Consider the following 15,738-nt stretch of genomic DNA (forward strand, 5'->3'; position numbering starts at 1 on the left):
CCTTGGCGGTCACGCTTGTGTCACAAGTTATCGACATATGTTTGGCCTGCTCACCGGTGGCCGCGGGGAGCGTTTCCGGCCGTTTCTCCAGTAATTCCGAACGGCGCCGAGCAGTTCGCACGAAGCGGGCGCAAGCGCCGCTAACACACCCTCAATTCCCCGCTTCCCTCGCCCCCGTACGGAATTGTGTCGGCGACGCGCACCCGAGGCGCACACTCTTCCCTTACACAATGCTTACGCTGTCCGAACGCCCGGAGACGCGGAGCCGGGAGGACGGCGAGGCGGAGGCAGTCATGGGCAACGGGACAGCGACCGCGAGCCCCGAATCGGCCCGCCAGAGGCACGGCCGCATCCTCATCGACTGGCTCACCACCACCGACCACAAGAAGATCGGCCACCTGTATCTGGCCACGTCGTTCGTCTTCTTCCTGTTCGCCGGACTCCTGGCGATGCTGATGCGGGCCGAGCTGGCCCGCCCCGGGCTCCAGCTCGTCACGAACCAGGAGTTCAACCAGGCCTTCACCCTGCACGGCACGATCATGCTGCTGCTCTTCGCCACGCCCACCTTCGCCGGCTTCGCGAACGAACTGGTGCCGCTGCAGATCGGCTCGCCCGACGTCGCCTTCCCGCGGCTCAACATGTTCTCGTACTGGCTGTTCCTCTTCGGCGCCCTGATGGTGCTCGGCTCCCTCTTCACGCCGACGGGCCCCGCCGCCTTCGGCTGGACCGCCTACGCCCCGCTCAACAGCCTGGACCGGTCACCGGGCGCCGGCGTCGACCTGTGGATCATGGGGCTCGCGCTCTCCGGCTTCGGCACGATCCTCACCTCGGTGAACTTCCTCGCCACGATCGTCGGCATGCGGGCGCCCGGCATGACCATGTTCCGGATGCCGATCTTCACCTGGAACGTGCTGTTCACCGCGGTCCTGGTGATCGTCGCCTTCCCCGTCCTCGCGGCGGCGCTGCTCGTCCTGGAGGCCGACCGGCGCCTCGGCTCCGTGGTCTTCCAGCCCGAGAACGGCGGGGCGCTGCTCTGGCAGCACCTCTTCTGGTTCTTCGGCCACCCCGAGGTCTACATCATCGCGCTGCCGTTCTTCGGGATCGTCAGCGAGATCATCCCCGTCTTCTCCCGCAAGCCGATCTTCGGCTACGCGACCCTGGTCGGCGCCACCATGACGATCACCGGCCTCTCCGTGGTGGTCTGGGCCCACCACATGTTCGCGACGGGCGCGGTGCTGCTGCCGTTCTTCTCGATGCTGTCGTTCCTCATCGCCGTGCCCACCGGGGTGAAGTTCTTCAACTGGACCGGGACGATGCTGCGCGGCTCGCTCTCCTTCGAGACCCCGATGCTCTGGTCCGTCGGCTTCCTGGTGTCCTTCCTCTTCGGCGGGCTCACCGGCGTCATCCTCGCCTCACCGCCCATGGACTTCCAGGTCACCGACTCGTACTTCGTCGTCGCCCACTTCCACTACACGGTCTTCGGCACCGTCGTCTTCGCGACCTTCGCCGGCTTCTCCTTCTGGTGGCCCAAGTTCACCGGCCGCATGCTCGACGAACGGCTCGGGAAGATCCACTTCTGGACCCTCTTCACCGGCTTCCACCTGACCTTCCTCGTGCAGCACTGGCTCGGCGCGGAGGGCATGCCCCGGCGGTACGCCGACTACCTGGCCGCCGACGGCTTCACCGCGCTCAACACCGTGTCCACCATCGGCGCCTTCCTGCTCGGCGTGTCCACCCTGCCGTTCCTCTACAACGTCTGGCGAACCTGGCGGTACGGGGAGAAGGTCGAGACCGACGACCCCTGGGGCTACGGGCGCTCCCTGGAATGGGCGACGTCCTGCCCACCGCCCCGGCACAACTTCGAGGCCGTGCCCCGGATCCGCTCCGAGGCGCCCGCCTTCGACCTCCACCACCCGGAGTTCGCCGCGTTCGAGCGGATGCGGATCAGCGCTCCGGCCGGTCGAGGGCCCGGGACAGACGGTCCCTGAGCGACCGCACCGCCTCCACGAGCTCCGGCGGGTCGACCACCTCGAAGTCGAAGCCCATGAACAGCACGTGGAACACCATGGAGTCGAGGCTCCGCGCCCCGGTCCGCAGCAGACAGGCGTCCTCGCCGTCCGCCGTCAGCACACCGTCCAGCGGGCCGACGGCGGCGGCCGCCTCGGCCGCCGGGACGAAGAGCCGGACCGTCGCCTCCTGTGCGTACGCGGTGCCGGACACGCCCTTCTGCACGTACGCCGCCAGGTCCTCGGCGGGCGGCTCGCGCGGCGGGAAGCGGGGGCCGTGCGGCGGCGTCGGCTCGATCCGGTCCGCCCGGAACGTACGCCAGTCGCCCCGGTCCAGGTCCCAGGCCACCAGGTACCAGCGGCGCTCGGTGCAGACCAGACGGTGCGGTTCGACGGTCCTGCGGGTGGCCGCGCCGCCGTGGTCCCGGTACGCGAAACGGAGCCGCTCGCTGTCCCGGCAGGCGTTGGCGAGCTCGGTCAGGACGGCGGGGTCGACCCGCTCCCTCGGAGTACGCAGCAGGGGCACCGTGAACCCGTTGAGCGCCCCGATCCGGCGGCGCAGCCGGCCCGGCAGAACCTGCTCCAGCTTCGCCAGGGCGCGTACGGAGCTCTCACCGATGCCCTCGACGCCCTGCCCGGCGGCGGAACGCAGGCCGACCGCGACCGCGACGGCCTCCTCGTCGTCGAGGAGCAGCGGCGGCAGCTCGGCGCCGGCCCCCAGCTGGTACCCACCGCCCGTCCCGGGACTGGCGTGCACGGGGTAACCGAGCTCCCGGAGCCGGTCGACGTCCCGCCGCACGGTACGCGGCGTCACGCCGAGCCGCTCGGCGAGATCGGAACCGGACCACTCGCGGTGGGCCTGAAGCAACGAAAGCAGCCGCAAGAGCCGCGCGGAGGTCTCCAACATGCCCCAAGTCTCCCAGCGACAGCGGACAACTACGGTCCGCAATCCCTGCGGTGGCCCCCTGTGGGCACGAGATTCGGCCGGGGCGACGCCCATCCCGTACGGACGGTGCCCACCCCGTTGTGGGCATGCGTTCCGCCGGGGCGGCGCCCACCCCGTTGTGGGCAATCGTTCCGCTGGGGCGATTGCCCACACGGCAACGGGGCACCGCCCGGCCCGTCAGCGGAGGCGGCGTACCAGGCGGCCGGCCCTCGCCTTCTGGGCGTATGCCGCGTCGATCAGCCGCCCCACCCCCCGATGCACCCGCGCCCGCCCCGGGGAGTGCACGCGCCGCCCCGCCCCGCGGGCCACCAGCTCCCCCCACAGCGCCTCGTGCCGCGCGGCGATCCGCGCCGGGTCGAAGCGCTCGGATGCGGCGAGCGCCGCCCGCCCCGCCTCGGCCCGCAGTTCCTCGTCCTCGACGAGCTCCCGCAGCGCGCCCGCGACCGCCGCGACGTCGTCGACCGGTACGAGCCGACCGTCGACCCCGTCCTCGATGATCTCGCCCGGCCCGTGGGGGCAGTCGGTGGAGACGACCGGCAGTCCGCACCGCATCGCCTCGACGATCGTCATGCCGAAGGACTCCCGCTGCGAGGTCACCGCGGCGATCGAGCCCTTGGCCCACTCCGGTTCCATGGGGGTGACGGTCCCCATGAGGAAGGCCTGTCCGCCGAGGCCCCGGTCCTGGATCTGCCGGGCCAGCGGACCCCTGAGGTCCTGGACGGCGTCGCCGGAGCCGTAGATCCGCAGTTTCCAGTCGGGATGGTCGGCGGCCACTTCCGCGAAGGCGTCGATCAGCACGTCGTACCGCTTGACCCGGGTCAGCCGGCCCGCCGCGACGACGGTCCTCGCCGCGGGGTCGGCGGGCCGTGCGGAGGGCGCGGGCACGCTGTTGGGGACGGCCTCGATCCGCACGCCGGGCAGGCGGAGTCTCCGGTAGGCGCGGGCGTCGGCCTCGGTGACCGTGGTGACGGCGTCGAGGAGGGCGTACTCGTGGCCGATGTCCCGGCGCAGCCGGTAGCTGTGGCCGTCCAGGATCAGGTGCTCCTGGCCGACGAGGACCGGCCCCCGCCGGGCCTGGCGGGCGAGCTGCACGTTGAGCCCGGGGCGGGTGGCGACGAGGACGTCGGCCTCGACGCCGCGCAGGTACTCCCCGATCCGGGTGTCGGTGAGCGCGCTGTACTGCTTCCAGCGGCCGTCACCGCGCGGGAAGACCTGGGCGGGGCGGTGGTGGTCGGGGTGGTCGCCGTCGTATCCCGGGCTGTCCTCGCGCAGGTCGACGAGGTGGCGGAGGGTCACCCCCGCCGGCAGGCCGAGGCGTGGACGGTCGCGGTGGCGGAACACCGAGACGATCTCCACCTCGTGGCGTTCCGCCAGTTCCTCGGCGAGCGTGAACGTGGTCCGGATCGTCCCGCCGTAGTGGTAGCCGTTGTGGAGCAGAAAGGAGATGCGCATCGCGCTGCCGGTTCCCCCCGGTCAGTCATCATGGTCGGTGCCCGACTGTACTGCCGGTGCGGGGGCGCCGTTCACGGGCGGTAGCCGAGCTGCGGGACGGTCGCGCAGTTGTCCGTCATGTCGCCCTGGCTCACCCAGCCGCGCCCGTCCTGCCAACGGGCCACGGACAGACAGGTGTTCCGGGTCGCGGGCGGCCGGGCCAGGTGCTCGAACCGTACGGGGAGCAGCAGTCCGCTCGCGGTGTACGGCTCCGGACGGTTCATGAAGTCCTCGACGCAGCCCCGGGTGAGCGTGTCCCGGGCGAGGCAGGAGCGGGCCGCGTCGGTGAACCACATCGCCGCCGCCCAGCCCTCCAACTGCCATTGGGACAGCGGCCGGTCGCCCATCGCCGTACGGAACGCGCGGACGGCCGGGTACCCGGTGTCCTCGTAGTTCCTGCTGGAGCCCGTCACCCACAGCGAGGCCCGGCAGCCGGGCGCCCGGGCGTAGTCGCGGGAGACGGCCGAGGACCAGTTCTGCACGTTGGTCACCTTGGCGGCGACCCGGACCCCGAGGGTCTGCATCGCCTCGCACAGGCGCACGTTGCCGTGGGTGTCCATGGCGTCGAAGACGACGTCGACGTGCTCGGCGCGCAGATCGGCGGCGACCGCACGGAAGTTGGGCAGGGCGAAGTCGACCTGTTCGTCGACGACGCGGTAGCCCTCGGCGCGCAGCCCCCGGGCGACCAGCCGGGCGTAGGCGGCGGAGGCGGCCTGGTTGTAGGAGACGACGGCGGCGGTCCGCGCGCCCAGTTCCTTCCGGAACCAGCGGTAGACCTCGGTTCCGCCGTAGAGCGTGCCGTCCCAGCCGGGTGCGCGACCGGTGCGCGGGGCCGAGCTGCCGTAGATGCCGAAGAGGTGCGGATAGGTGTCGTAGGCGGGGGTGAGCGGCTGTCCGCCGATGTCGGGGACTCCGGCGCGCGCCACGAGGGGGGCTCCCGCGTAGTTCAGGGCGGTGGTGGCGACGAGGGCGAAGACGCCGCGCTCGTCGATCAGCCGGTGCACGCACGCGTTGTTGCCGACGCCGCTGCCCCCGTCGTCGCAGGTCTCGACCTCGATCCGGCGCCCGTCGAGGCCACCGCGCGCGTTGAGGGCTTCGAACCAGGCGACGGCCCCGTCGCGCGGGCCGGTGAAGGTCTGCCCGCCGACCGGGCTCGTGGCGCTGGTGATGATCCCGACGCGGAGCGGCTCACCGCCGGAGGGGGTGGCGGTGGGCCGCGTCTCGAAGGCGCGCTCCGGGAGCCGGCTGCCGCAACCCGCGAGGAGGGCGAGCAGCACGGCGAGGAGCAGCGCCGCGACCGCCTCAGCAGCCCGGAACGGTGACACCGCTCAGCTCGACCAGGCCGCACAGGGTCTTCACGGAGACCTTCCAGGTGTCGTTCTGGAGGATGGAGGTGCCCTGGGAGCCGGTCAGGGCCGGGGTCCCGCCGACCAGCAGGTCGTAGGTGACGTTGGCGCCGGTGGCCGAGGTGAACTCGATGCCGGTGACCTTCGCGGAGGTCATGGCCGCGTTCTTGTCGGCGGCGAACGCGCCGAGCACCGGCCTGAGCTGCTCCCCGTTCTCCAGGAGCCTCACCTTCTCGGCGACGGGGGTCTTCGGGTCGAAGAACGCCGTCCAGTTCCTGGTGATCTCGGCCTTGGCGGCGACCGGGTCGGCGGGTGCCGCCGAGGCGGGCGGTGGGGAGGCGGGCGGTGGGGAGGACGAGGACGTGCCTGAGCTGTTCGTCCCCCCGTCGTCCGAACAGCTCGCGAGGGCGGGGGCCAGGACGAGGACGGCGACGGCCCCGAGGACCGCGAGGCGGGGGCGCCCCCCGCGTCGATCGACGACCATCTGGCTCACCACCGGGTGTCTCGCCAGTCCTGAGTGGCTGGTGTCCTGCTGAAGCTCTGCTGGTGTTACCAGGGTGGGACGGATCAGGGCATAGTGCAAGAAAGAGACATACGGAGGGGACGAGGGAGGCCCCGGTGCCGACAGCCCGGATCCTGCTGTGGAGCGGTCTCGCGGCGGCCGCCGGCGGCGCGGTGCTCTGCGCGCTCGGCTGGTACGGGATCTCCGGCGAGCGCTTCGCGGAGCGTCAGCTCCCCTATCTGGCCTCCTGCACGGTGCCCGGGGCCGCGCTGCTCGTGGCGGGCGCGGTCCTCGTCGCGGCGCGCGCGCTGCTTCCCGTACTCCCTCCGGAGCCGGAGCCCCCGCCGCCGGAGGAGACTCCCCCACCGTCCTCGGACGGCCCCTTCCTGCGGGTGCCGGGCGGCACCCTCGCGCACCGCCCGGACTGCCCGCTGGTGGCGGGCAAGGAGGAGGCCGTGGAGGTGGGGGACGCGGAGCTCGCCCCCTGCCCGGTGTGTGAGCCATGGCCTCCCTGACGTACGAGCTGACGCTCGCCGGCCTCGCGGTCGGCAGCGCCGCCGCGCTCACGGGGATCGGCCTCGTCGTCACCTACCGGGCGACGGGGGTGCTGAACCTGGCACACGGCGCCGTCGCCATGGTCTGCGCGTACGTGCTCCGCGGGCTGGTGGTCGACCAGGGCTGGCCACTGCCCGTCGCCGCCCTGGTCACGCTCCTGGTCGTGGCCCCCGCCCTGGGCCTCGCCCTCGACCGCGGCGTCTTCCGCCCCCTGGCGCTCCGCGGCTCGAACCCGGCGCAGACGCTGGTGGCGACGATCGGCGTCTTCGTCCTCCTCGTGGGCGGGGCGGTGCTGCTGTGGGGCCCGGGGGCACGGGACGACGCGCCGGTGCTGCTCGGCGACGATCCGTGGGCGCAGCTCGCGGCGGTGCTGGCGCTGGCCTGTGCGGTGGGGGCGGTGACCCGGTGGACGCGGTTCGGGCGGGAGCTGCGGGCGGTCGTGGACAACCGTCCGCTCGCCGTCCTGGCGGGGATCGACGCGGACCGGGTCGCGGCGGCGGGCTGGGCGTTCGGCTCGTTCACGGCCGGGCTCACGGGCGTGCTGCTCGCCCCGTACGTCCGGCTCGACCCGTACGGGATGCCGCTGCTCGTCGTCGAGGTGATCGCGGTCGCGGTGATCGCCCGGATGCGGTCGCTGCCGGTCGCGATCGGCGCGGCGCTCGCGATCGGGGTCGCCCAGGCCCAGCTGACCCGGCTGCACCCGGAGGGCTGGGCGGGGCCGCTGCTCCAGGCCGTCGGCGCGAACCTGTTCGTGGTGGCGCTCCTGGTGGCGGCGCTCGTCCTGCCGGGCATCGGCGGCAAGGGCCGGGACGCGCTGCCGCCGCCGGCCCGCGCCACCCGGGTGCCCACGGCGCTGTGGCTCGTGGTGGGCGTCCTGCTCCTCCTCCCCCTGGGCCTCGCGGGCTCCGACCTGCACACGGCGGTCCAGGTGCCCGCGCTCGCCGTGATCCTCCTGTCGCTGGTCGTGGTGACGGGCCGGGGCGGGCAGATCGCGCTGGGCCAGGCGGCGTACGCGGGCCTCGGCGCCCTGTTCACGGCGCTCCTGGCGACCGCCGGAGTCCCGACGCTCCTGGCGCTCGTCCTCGCGGTGCCGATGGTGGCCGTGACGGGCCTGCTGACGGGGTGGCCGGCGATCCGGCGGCACGGCCTGGCCCTCGCCCTGGCGACCCTCGCCGTGGGGGTGGCGGTGAGCCGCTTCGTCCTGACCCAGCCGTACGCCACGGCGGGCCTGGAGCTCGGGCGCCCGGCGGGCTTCTCCGACGACCGCGCCTTCTACGCCCTGGAGCTGGTGGTCCTGGCCGGCTGCCTGGCCCTCGCGGCGGCACTCCGCCGGGGCCGCACGGGCCGGGCGCTCGCCGCCCTGCGGGACCACGAGCCGGGCGCCGAGGCGGCGGGCGTCCGGGTGCCCCGTCTCAAGCTCCTGGCCGTCGTCCTGGGCGCGGCCCTGGCGGCCCTGGGCGGCGGCCTGCTCGGCGTGGGCCTGCGAGCCTTCGACCCGGAGCAGTACGACCCGGTCCGCGGCCTGCTGTGGTTCGCCGCGGTCCTGGTCCTGGGCGCGGACAGCCTCCTCACCCCCCTGGCCGCCGCGGCCCTCCTGACGACCCTGGACGCGGGCCCCCAGGCAGGCACGGCGGCAGCCCTGATCGGCCTCCTGGCAGCCCTGACGGCCCGAATCCCCCCGCTGACGAACCTGCTCCCCCCACCCCACGGCCGGCCACCGCCCCGCACGAGGGGACAGCCCGACACCGGTCCGGCCGACACCAGGCGGGCCGAAGGCCGTGCGTACGACCACGGCCCGCCGCCCGCCGAGGGCCCCGCCCGCCCAGGGCTCCACGTCCACGACCTCACCCTCACCTACCCCGGAGGGGTCACCGCCCTCTCCCACGTCACCCTCGGCCTCTCCCCCGCCCGCGTCACCGCCCTCGTCGGCCCCAACGGCGCCGGCAAGAGCACCCTCTTCGACTGTCTCGCCGGGACCCTGCGCCCCCACCGCGGCCAGGGCCGCGTCACGCTCGACGGCGCCGACATCACCCACCGGTCCGCCCACGCCCGGACCCGCCTCGGCATCGCCCGGACGTTCCAGCGGCTCGCCGTCTTCCCGTCGCTCACCGTCGAGGAGAACGTCCGCCTCGGCGAGGAGCAGAAGGGCGGACGCGGCGACCCGGCCGCCGTGGAGCGGAGCCTGCGGCTGTTCGGGCTCGACGGGCCCGTACGGCACCGGGCGGCGGCGGACCTGCCCACCGGAACGCTGCGCCGGGTCGAGCTGGCCCGCGCGCTGGCGGGGCGGCCGCATACGCTGCTCCTCGACGAACCGGCCGCCGGGCTCGACGCCGCCGAGACCGCCGCGCTCGCCCGGATCCTGGCGGCCCTCGCCGCGGACGGCCTGACGGTCCTCGTCGTCGAGCACGACCCGGACCTGGTCGCCGGGATCGCGCACACCGTGCACCCCATGGACGGGGGCCGGATCCTGTCATGAGCGTCGAGATGGCCCTGCGCGCCGCCCGGGTCCGCTACGGCCCCCTGGAGGCCCTGCACGGCCTCGACCTGCCCGTGCCCGCCGGGACGGTGACCGTTCTCCTGGGCCGCAACGGCGCGGGGCGCACGACCGCCCTGCGCGCCCTGGCGGGCACGGCAGGCCTCTCGGCGGGCCGGGTGGAGTGGCGCGGGGCCGACGTGACCCGGCTGCCGGCACACGGGCGGGCCCGCCGCGGACTGTGCTTCGTACCGGACCTGCGGGCCGTGTACGCGGGCCTCACCGTCGCCGAGAACCTCGCGCTCGCCGCGCCCGGCGCCGACGCGCCCGACGCCACCGCCCCGTACCCGGAACTGGCCCCCCTCCTCTCCAGGACGGCCGGAACCCTGTCCGGCGGGGAGCGCCGGATGCTGGCGCTGTCCCGCGCGTTCCTCACGGCACGCGCGCGCGTGGTGCTGGTCGACGAGCCGTCGCTCGGCATGGCCCCGCCGGTCGCGGCCCGTACGTACCGGATGCTCGCGGCGCTCGCCGTGGAGCGGGGGGCGGCCGTGGTCCTGGCCGAGCAGCGCGTACCGGACGGGCTGCCGGCCGGCTCGGTCGTGCACGAGCTGCGGCGCGGCTCCCGCGCGTCGAGCGGGGAGCCGGCCGAGTACCGGTGACGTCCCGGACGGGTCAGAGCGGGTCGATCCGCAGCATGGTGCCGACGACGATCCGGTTCGGATCGGCCCCGATCACGCTCCGGTTCGCCTCGTACAGCGCCTGCCAGCCGCCCTTGATCCCGAAGCGGCGGGCGATGGAGCCGAGCGTGTCGCCGGGCTGGACGGTGTGGACGCGGCCGGACAGGCCGTACCGCTTGGAGCAGACGGGCCAGGCGCCCCACCCCTGGACGCGCAGCACCTCCTCGGCGACGGTGATCTGCTGCTGCCGGGTCGCCAGGTCGGCGCGCCGCGCGTACTTCAGTCCGCCGTACTCGATCCAGGTGGGGTGCCAGAACTGGAGCCCGCCGTAGAAGCCGTTGCCGGTGTTGGTCTGCCAGTTGCCGCTGCTCTCGCACTCGGCGACGCAGCCCCACGGCCACTGGTCCCGCGCGCAGGCGTACGGGGGCAGGGAGTCGGTCTCCCGGAGGGCGTCCGACAGGCCGAGGAGCGCGTCCGAGGCCTCCACCAACCCGTCCGGCACGTCCAGCACCTGCTCCGGTACGTCCAGCACCCCGTCCGGCACGTCCCGCACGCCGTCCGGCACGTCCCGCACGTCCCTGACCGGGGCCGGTGCGCCCAGGGGTCCGGCGGGCGTGTCCCGGGCGTGGGCGGGCACCGGGGCCAGGCTCAGGAGGGCGGCCGCGGACGCCGCCACGAGGGAACCCGCCGTCCAAAATCGGATCTTCGACATCGGGGAAGGCTAGGCAGCCCCCCGGCGCCCCCGGCCCGTGCCGCGCGGAACACTGTTCACACCCCACCCGGTCGGAGTCACGCCCCGCGGACGGCCCCGGAAGGCCCCGCGCGGCCCCGGCCGCACGAGCCTCCGGCAAGTTGCCTCGCTTCCGCGCGTGACCCCGGCCGAGGCTGACCCGTTGAACTCGGCATGAGACGCCCGGGAACGGCCCGGCGTCCCCCCGTACCGAGTCCAGGGAGCCCCCCGTGCCGCGCATGCTCGACGTCAGCGAGGACGTACGCGCCGAGATCGGCGACGAAGAAGCGGACCGGCTGCTCGCCGGCGACAACGCCCCGGGCAGCTACGACTGCACGTCCTGCCGCACGCCGGGGGACTCCGACCAGGAGCGCACGAGCACGGTGCTGTTCGTCGGCGACGAGACCGCGGTCCTCGCGTTCGCCCACGCCACGTGCATCCCGTCGCAGGTCGTCCGGGTCGCCGAGGAGCAGCTCCAGGGCGCCGTCGCCTCCATCACGGCCTCCGACGCCGCCGACGCGCTCTCCGCCTCCCACCCCGAGCAGGCCGTGCTCGGGGTCACCAGCGGTCTCGTCCTGATCGAGGGCGAGCTGCACCCGGCGCTCGTCGTGGAGCCGACCGCGCCGGTGGCCCGGCCGGGCTCGGACGGCCTCACCGACGAGTTCCTGCCGCTCCTGGCCGATCAGGGCTTCCAGCCGGTCATGGACCTGGGCGAGAAGCCGGCGGTGCTGCCGGGCTGGTCGGTGCTGGTCGCCATGGGCCAGCTGCACTCCGTGCTCCAGCCGGGTCCGGGCGGCGCCGGACAGGCGGCCTGGTGGCAGGCGCACCAGCCGCTCCAGGTCACCGAGGGCTGGCGCGCGGCGGCCAACAAGTCGCACACGGTCCTGGTCTTCGCCGCCCCGGTGGGCTCGATCGGCCAGCAGCCGCGCGAGGACCTGCTCCGCGACGCACTGGAGAAGGCCGCGGCGAACGGCCGTCTGGTCGCCGCGGCGATGCCGCTGGCCGGCACCTGATGGAGGACGGCCGGCCCGGCATAGGGCGGGCGCGGCGCCCCGGGACGGGGGCGGGTCTACCGACCGTGCCGCGTCCCCGGGCCGCTCCCCTTTCGGAGAGCCGCCCGCATCCGACGGGCGTCGGTGTCGTTGGCACCTATGTGCACCCATACGACCCGTTCCTCCAGCCGTATCCGAGCCAGATCCCGTCGATGCGCCCCGCGCGGGACGCCGCGGCGGGGCCTTCGCCCACGCCGATCTACGACGCCCTGTACGCGGAGTACCTCAGGTCGTTCCGTACGCTGCCGGGCGACCGCAGCGGTGAGGAGGAGCTGGGCTTCCGGGCCTTCGGCACGGTCCTGAGCACGGGCGTGTACGGGCAGGGGCACCGGCCCGCGGCGGCGCACCCGACGGCCTGGTCGGCGGCACAGCAGCACCCGCACGCGCAGGCCGCGCTGCCGCCGGGCCCCCGCAGGGGCCTCTAGAGGCAGAACACACGGCTGAGGGCCGGAACCCCCGACAGGGTCCCGGCCCTCAGCCGTGTGTCGTTCCGCGGGTACTACTTCTTGCGGCCGCGCTTCTCGCGCACCCGGACCGAGATGTGGATCGGGGTGCCCTCGAAGCCGAACTCCTCGCGCAGCCGGCGCTCGATGAAGCGGCGGTAGCCGGCCTCCAGGAAGCCGGACGCGAAGAGCACGAAGCGGGGCGGCTTGGTGCCGGCCTGCGTGCCGAAGAGGATGCGGGGCTGCTTGCCGCCGCGGACCGGGTGCGGGTGGGCGGCGACGATCTCGCCCAGGAAGGCGTTGAGCCGGCCGGTGGGGACGCGGGTCTCCCAGCCGGCGAGGGCGGTCTCGATCGCCGGGACCAGCTTCTCCATGTGGCGGCCGGTCTTGGCGGAGACGTTGACCCGGGGCGCCCAGGCGACCTGCTGCATCTCGGTCTCGATCTCGCGCTCGAGGTAGTAGCGGCGCTCCTCGTCCAGCTCGTCCCACTTGTTGTAGGCGATGACGATGGCGCGGCCCGACTCGACCGCCATCGTGATGATGCGCTGGTCCTGGACCGAGATGTTGTCGGTGGTGTCGATGAGGATGACGGCCACCTCCGCCTTCTCGACGGCGGCCGCGGTCCGCAGGGAGGCGTAGTAGTCCGCGCCCTCCTGGAGGTGGACCTTCTTGCGGATGCCGGCGGTGTCGACGAACTTCCACGTCACGCCGCCGAGCTCGATGAGCTCGTCGACCGGGTCGCGGGTGGTGCCGGCCAGCTCGTTGACGACGACGCGGTCCTCGTTCGCCACCTTGTTGAGCAGCGAGGACTTGCCGACGTTCGGGCGGCCGATGAGGGCGATGCGGCGGGGGCCGCCGACCGCGTTGCCGAAGCGCTGCTCGGGGGCCTCGGGCAGCTTCCGCAGGACCTCGTCGAGGAGGTCGCCGGTGCCGCGGCCGTGCAGCGAGGAGACGGGGAACGGCTCACCGAGGCCCAGGGACCAGAGCATGGCCGCGTCGGCCTCGCCGGACTGGCCGTCGACCTTGTTGGCGGCCAGGACGACGGGCTTCCCGGCGCGGCGGAGCAGCTTGACGACGGCCTCGTCGGTGTCGGTGGCGCCGACGGTGGCGTCCACGACGAAGAGACAGGCGTCGGCGGCCTCGATGGCGTACTCGGCCTGGGCGGCGACGGAGGCGTCGATGCCGAGCACGTCCTGCTCCCAGCCGCCGGTGTCGACGACCTTGAAGCGGCGGCCGGCCCATTCGGCCTCGTAGGTGACGCGGTCGCGGGTGACGCCCGGCTTGTCCTCGACGACGGCCTCGCGGCGGCCGATGATGCGGTTCACCAGGGTCGACTTGCCGACGTTCGGGCGGCCGACGACGGCGAGAACGGGGAGCGGGCCGTGGCCGGCCTCCTCGATCGCGCCCTCGACGTCCTCGACGTCGAAGCCCTCTTCCGCGGCGAGCTCCATGAACTCCGCGTACTCGGCGTCGCCAAGTGCCCCGTGGTCGTGCTGGTCGTTCATGAAGTCCGTTCCTTGATCATTCGTGGTCGGTGGGTCCCCGGGCCGCGGGGCCCACTACTGAGAGTCTCGCTCAGCGCCCGGTGAGGCGCCTGGCGTTTTCCAGGTGGGTGGTGAGCTTCCCCTGGATCCGTACGGTGGCCTCGTCGAGCGCCTTGCGGGTGCGGCGGCCGGAGCCGTCCCCCGCCTCGAAGGCGTCGCCGAAGACGACGTCGACGCGGCCGCGCAGCGGAGGCAGTGCCTTGACCAGCCGGCCGCGGCGGTCGGTGCTGCCCAGGACGGCGACGGGGACGATCGGCGCGCCGCTGCGGACGGCGAAGTACGCCAGGCCCGCGCGGAGCGAGGCGAAGTCGCCGTCGCCGCGGGTGCCCTCGGGGAAGATCCCGAGGACGCCGCCCTGCTCCAGGACGCCGAGGGCGTTGCCTATCGCCGTGCGGTCGGTCGAGTCCCGGTCCACCTTGAGCTGCCCGATGCCCTCCAGGAAGCTGCCCAGCGGGCCGACGAACGCCTCCTTCTTGATGAGGAAGTGCACGGGGCGCGGGGCGGTACCCATGAGCATGGGGCCGTCGATGTTGTGCGCGTGGTTGACGGCGAGGATGACGGGGCCGGAGGCCGGCACCCGCCAGGTGCCGAGGACGCGCGGCTTCCAGAAGCCGTACATCAGCCCGATGCCGATGCGTCGGCCGACGGCGGCGCCCTTCTCGGAGGGCACGGTCACCGGGCGGCCGCCCGCTTCTCGTCCACCAGGGTGACGACGCACTCGATGACCTGGTCCAGGGTGAGGTCGGTGGTGTCGACCTCGACGGCGTCGCCGGCCTTGGCGAGCGGGGACGTCTTACGGCTGGAGTCGGCCGCGTCCCGCTTGATCAGGGCTTCCTTCGTGGCGTGCACGTCGACGCCCTTGAGCTCGCCGGAACGGCGGGCGGCACGGGCCTCGGGCGAGGCGGTGAGGAAGATCTTCAGGTCGGCGTCGGGCAGGACGGTGGTGCCGATGTCCCGTCCCTCGACGACGATGCCGACCTCGGCGCCGCGGGCGATGGACCGCTGCAGCTCCGTGATCAGGCTCCGCACCTCGGGGACCGCGCTGACGGCGCTGACCTTGGAGGTGACCTCCTCGGTCCGGATCGGACCGGAGGCGTCGGCGCCGTCCACGGTGATCGTGGGCCGGGCCGGGTCGGTGCCGGAGACGATGACCGGCTTGGAGGCGGCGTTGGCGACGGCCTCGGCGTCGGTGACGTCGACGCCGTTGCTGATCATCCACCAGGTGATCGCCCGGTACTGGGCGCCGGTGTCGAGGTAGCTCAGCCCCAGCTTGGCGGCGACCGCCTTGGAGGTGCTGGACTTGCCCGTGCCGGAGGGCCCGTCGATGGCGACGATCACGGATTCCACGGTGGGAACACCTTCCTGGGGTGAACGGTAGGGCCCGGCGGGATGCGGGGGACCCCCACAAGGTTACCGAGTCCCCAGCCCCCATTCGGCCCCGCCCATTGTGGGCGGGCCCACCCCACTACGGGCAAGCCTCCCGCCGGTGCGGCGACCCCCCGTTGTGGGCAGGCGTTCCGCGGGGGGCGGTACCCCCCCCCCGTTGTGGGCATGCATTCCGCCGGGGCGGCGCCCACCCCGTACGGACGGCGCCCACCCCCGTTGTGGGCAGGCGTTCCGCAAGGGGCGGTACTCACCCCGTTGTGGGCATGCGTTCCGCCGGGGCGGAACGGGTGGGCACAACGGAACGGCGCCCTTGCCGGGCCTAGGCTTCCGCGCCCTGACCCGCACCGGATGCGCGCCGCCACGCGTGGTGCGGGTCCAGGCCCAGGGAGCGGAGGCGCCGCGAGAGGGCGCCGTCCCGTGTGCCCACCCGTCCCGCCCAGCGGGACGATTGCCCACACGGGCAGCGGGCGACGGCCCACCCGGGCGCGGGCACACACGGCAACGGGGCACCGCCCCGCCCGGCGCGGGCGCAGGTCGGCGCGGGCACGGGCCGGCGCGGGCGCGGGCCACGGCGCCGCCCGGCCGGG

14 protein-coding genes are annotated in these 15,738 nt (G+C 73.9%); 6 read left to right on the forward strand and 8 right to left on the reverse strand.

Annotated features, from left to right (window positions below; translation table 11 throughout):
* The first annotated feature begins 293 nt into the window (after positions 1 to 293).
* A complete protein-coding gene (gene ctaD, locus ACN9MM_RS09110; protein WP_426368703.1) occupies positions 294 to 1,988 on the forward strand; it encodes a cytochrome c oxidase subunit I in 1,695 nt (564 codons plus the stop codon).
* Here the strand turns inward: ctaD and ACN9MM_RS09115 are convergent.
* From ACN9MM_RS09115 to ACN9MM_RS09130, 4 genes are all read right to left on the reverse strand, one after another.
* Complete coding sequence (locus ACN9MM_RS09115; protein WP_426363148.1) at positions 1,945 to 2,913, reverse strand: helix-turn-helix transcriptional regulator; 969 nt, start codon at positions 2,911 to 2,913, stop codon at positions 1,945 to 1,947. The two genes, ctaD and ACN9MM_RS09115, sit on opposite strands and share 44 nt — an antisense overlap.
* 216 nt (positions 2,914 to 3,129) lie before the next feature.
* Positions 3,130 to 4,404: a glycosyltransferase family 4 protein gene (locus tag ACN9MM_RS09120; RefSeq protein ID WP_426363149.1), complete on the reverse strand. Its 1,275-nt coding sequence runs from the start codon at positions 4,402 to 4,404 to the stop codon at positions 3,130 to 3,132.
* 71 nt (positions 4,405 to 4,475) lie between these two features.
* Positions 4,476 to 5,768: an ABC transporter substrate-binding protein gene (locus ACN9MM_RS09125; RefSeq protein ID WP_426363150.1), complete on the reverse strand. Its 1,293-nt coding sequence runs from the start codon at positions 5,766 to 5,768 to the stop codon at positions 4,476 to 4,478.
* The gene (locus ACN9MM_RS09130; RefSeq protein ID WP_426363151.1) at positions 5,746 to 6,273 is read right to left on the reverse strand and encodes a hypothetical protein; all 528 of its coding nucleotides are present in this window, start codon (positions 6,271 to 6,273) and stop codon (positions 5,746 to 5,748) included. The genes ACN9MM_RS09125 and ACN9MM_RS09130 overlap by 23 nt, the downstream gene beginning before the upstream one ends.
* Before the next feature lie 134 nt (positions 6,274 to 6,407).
* Here ACN9MM_RS09130 and ACN9MM_RS09135 point away from each other — a divergent pair, with 134 nt between their 5' ends.
* From ACN9MM_RS09135 to ACN9MM_RS09145, 3 genes are read left to right on the forward strand one after another with little or no spacing between them, the layout of a single operon-like run.
* Positions 6,408 to 6,806: a hypothetical protein gene (locus ACN9MM_RS09135; protein WP_426363152.1), complete on the forward strand. Its 399-nt coding sequence runs from the start codon at positions 6,408 to 6,410 to the stop codon at positions 6,804 to 6,806.
* On the forward strand, positions 6,794 to 9,322 hold the full coding sequence (locus ACN9MM_RS09140) for an ABC transporter permease subunit (protein ID WP_426363153.1): 2,529 nt from the start codon (positions 6,794 to 6,796) through the stop codon (positions 9,320 to 9,322). The genes ACN9MM_RS09135 and ACN9MM_RS09140 overlap by 13 nt, the downstream gene beginning before the upstream one ends.
* The gene (locus ACN9MM_RS09145) at positions 9,319 to 9,978 is read left to right on the forward strand and encodes an ATP-binding cassette domain-containing protein (RefSeq protein WP_426363154.1); all 660 of its coding nucleotides are present in this window, start codon (positions 9,319 to 9,321) and stop codon (positions 9,976 to 9,978) included. Before ACN9MM_RS09140 ends, ACN9MM_RS09145 begins: the two co-directional genes overlap by 4 nt.
* 13 nt (positions 9,979 to 9,991) lie before the next feature.
* Here the strand turns inward: ACN9MM_RS09145 and ACN9MM_RS09150 are convergent, their stop codons facing one another.
* Positions 9,992 to 10,456, reverse strand: coding sequence for a transglycosylase family protein (locus ACN9MM_RS09150; protein ID WP_426368704.1), 465 nt, complete (start codon positions 10,454 to 10,456; stop codon positions 9,992 to 9,994).
* Positions 10,457 to 10,956: 500 nt separating this feature from the next.
* Here ACN9MM_RS09150 and ACN9MM_RS09155 point away from each other — a divergent pair, with 500 nt between their 5' ends.
* Together ACN9MM_RS09155 and ACN9MM_RS09160 are read left to right on the forward strand one after the other, a co-directional pair.
* Positions 10,957 to 11,739, forward strand: a complete 783-nt coding sequence (locus tag ACN9MM_RS09155) for a hypothetical protein (RefSeq protein ID WP_426363155.1) — start codon at positions 10,957 to 10,959, stop codon at positions 11,737 to 11,739.
* 191 nt (positions 11,740 to 11,930) lie between these two features.
* Complete coding sequence (locus ACN9MM_RS09160; protein WP_426363156.1) at positions 11,931 to 12,203, forward strand: hypothetical protein; 273 nt, start codon at positions 11,931 to 11,933, stop codon at positions 12,201 to 12,203.
* 74 nt (positions 12,204 to 12,277) lie between these two features.
* On the opposite strand, the gene der is transcribed toward ACN9MM_RS09160, so the two are convergent.
* The 3 genes from der to cmk form a co-directional block, all read right to left on the reverse strand.
* Positions 12,278 to 13,726 (reverse strand): ribosome biogenesis GTPase Der, encoded by a 1,449-nt coding sequence (der, locus tag ACN9MM_RS09165; RefSeq protein ID WP_426363157.1) that lies wholly within the window; start codon positions 13,724 to 13,726, stop codon positions 12,278 to 12,280.
* Between the two features lie 70 nt (positions 13,727 to 13,796).
* Positions 13,797 to 14,441: a lysophospholipid acyltransferase family protein gene (locus ACN9MM_RS09170; RefSeq protein ID WP_426363158.1), complete on the reverse strand. Its 645-nt coding sequence runs from the start codon at positions 14,439 to 14,441 to the stop codon at positions 13,797 to 13,799.
* Positions 14,438 to 15,112: a (d)CMP kinase gene (gene cmk, locus ACN9MM_RS09175; RefSeq protein WP_426363159.1), complete on the reverse strand. Its 675-nt coding sequence runs from the start codon at positions 15,110 to 15,112 to the stop codon at positions 14,438 to 14,440. The genes ACN9MM_RS09170 and cmk overlap by 4 nt, the downstream gene beginning before the upstream one ends.
* Between the last annotated feature and the right edge of the window lie 626 nt (positions 15,113 to 15,738).

It is taken from the genome of Streptomyces sp. E-08, from assembly GCF_049913095.1.
Lineage (GTDB): Bacteria > Actinomycetota > Actinomycetes > Streptomycetales > Streptomycetaceae > Streptomyces.

What these genes read in the sequence shown, in the direction of transcription:
- ACN9MM_RS09115 (WP_426363148.1), bottom strand. Translation starts at nt 2,913, where the DNA reads ATGTTGGAGACCTCCGCGCGGCTCTTGCGGCTGCTTTCGTTGCTTCAG.
- ACN9MM_RS09145 (WP_426363154.1), top strand. Translation starts at nt 9,319, where the DNA reads ATGAGCGTCGAGATGGCCCTGCGCGCCGCCCGGGTCCGCTACGGCCCC.
- der (WP_426363157.1), bottom strand. Translation starts at nt 13,726, where the DNA reads ATGAACGACCAGCACGACCACGGGGCACTTGGCGACGCCGAGTACGCG.
- ctaD (WP_426368703.1), top strand. Translation starts at nt 294, where the DNA reads ATGGGCAACGGGACAGCGACCGCGAGCCCCGAATCGGCCCGCCAGAGG.
- ACN9MM_RS09160 (WP_426363156.1), top strand. Translation starts at nt 11,931, where the DNA reads ATGCGCCCCGCGCGGGACGCCGCGGCGGGGCCTTCGCCCACGCCGATC.
- ACN9MM_RS09130 (WP_426363151.1), bottom strand. Translation starts at nt 6,273, where the DNA reads ATGGTCGTCGATCGACGCGGGGGGCGCCCCCGCCTCGCGGTCCTCGGG.
- ACN9MM_RS09140 (WP_426363153.1), top strand. Translation starts at nt 6,794, where the DNA reads ATGGCCTCCCTGACGTACGAGCTGACGCTCGCCGGCCTCGCGGTCGGC.
- ACN9MM_RS09120 (WP_426363149.1), bottom strand. Translation starts at nt 4,404, where the DNA reads ATGCGCATCTCCTTTCTGCTCCACAACGGCTACCACTACGGCGGGACG.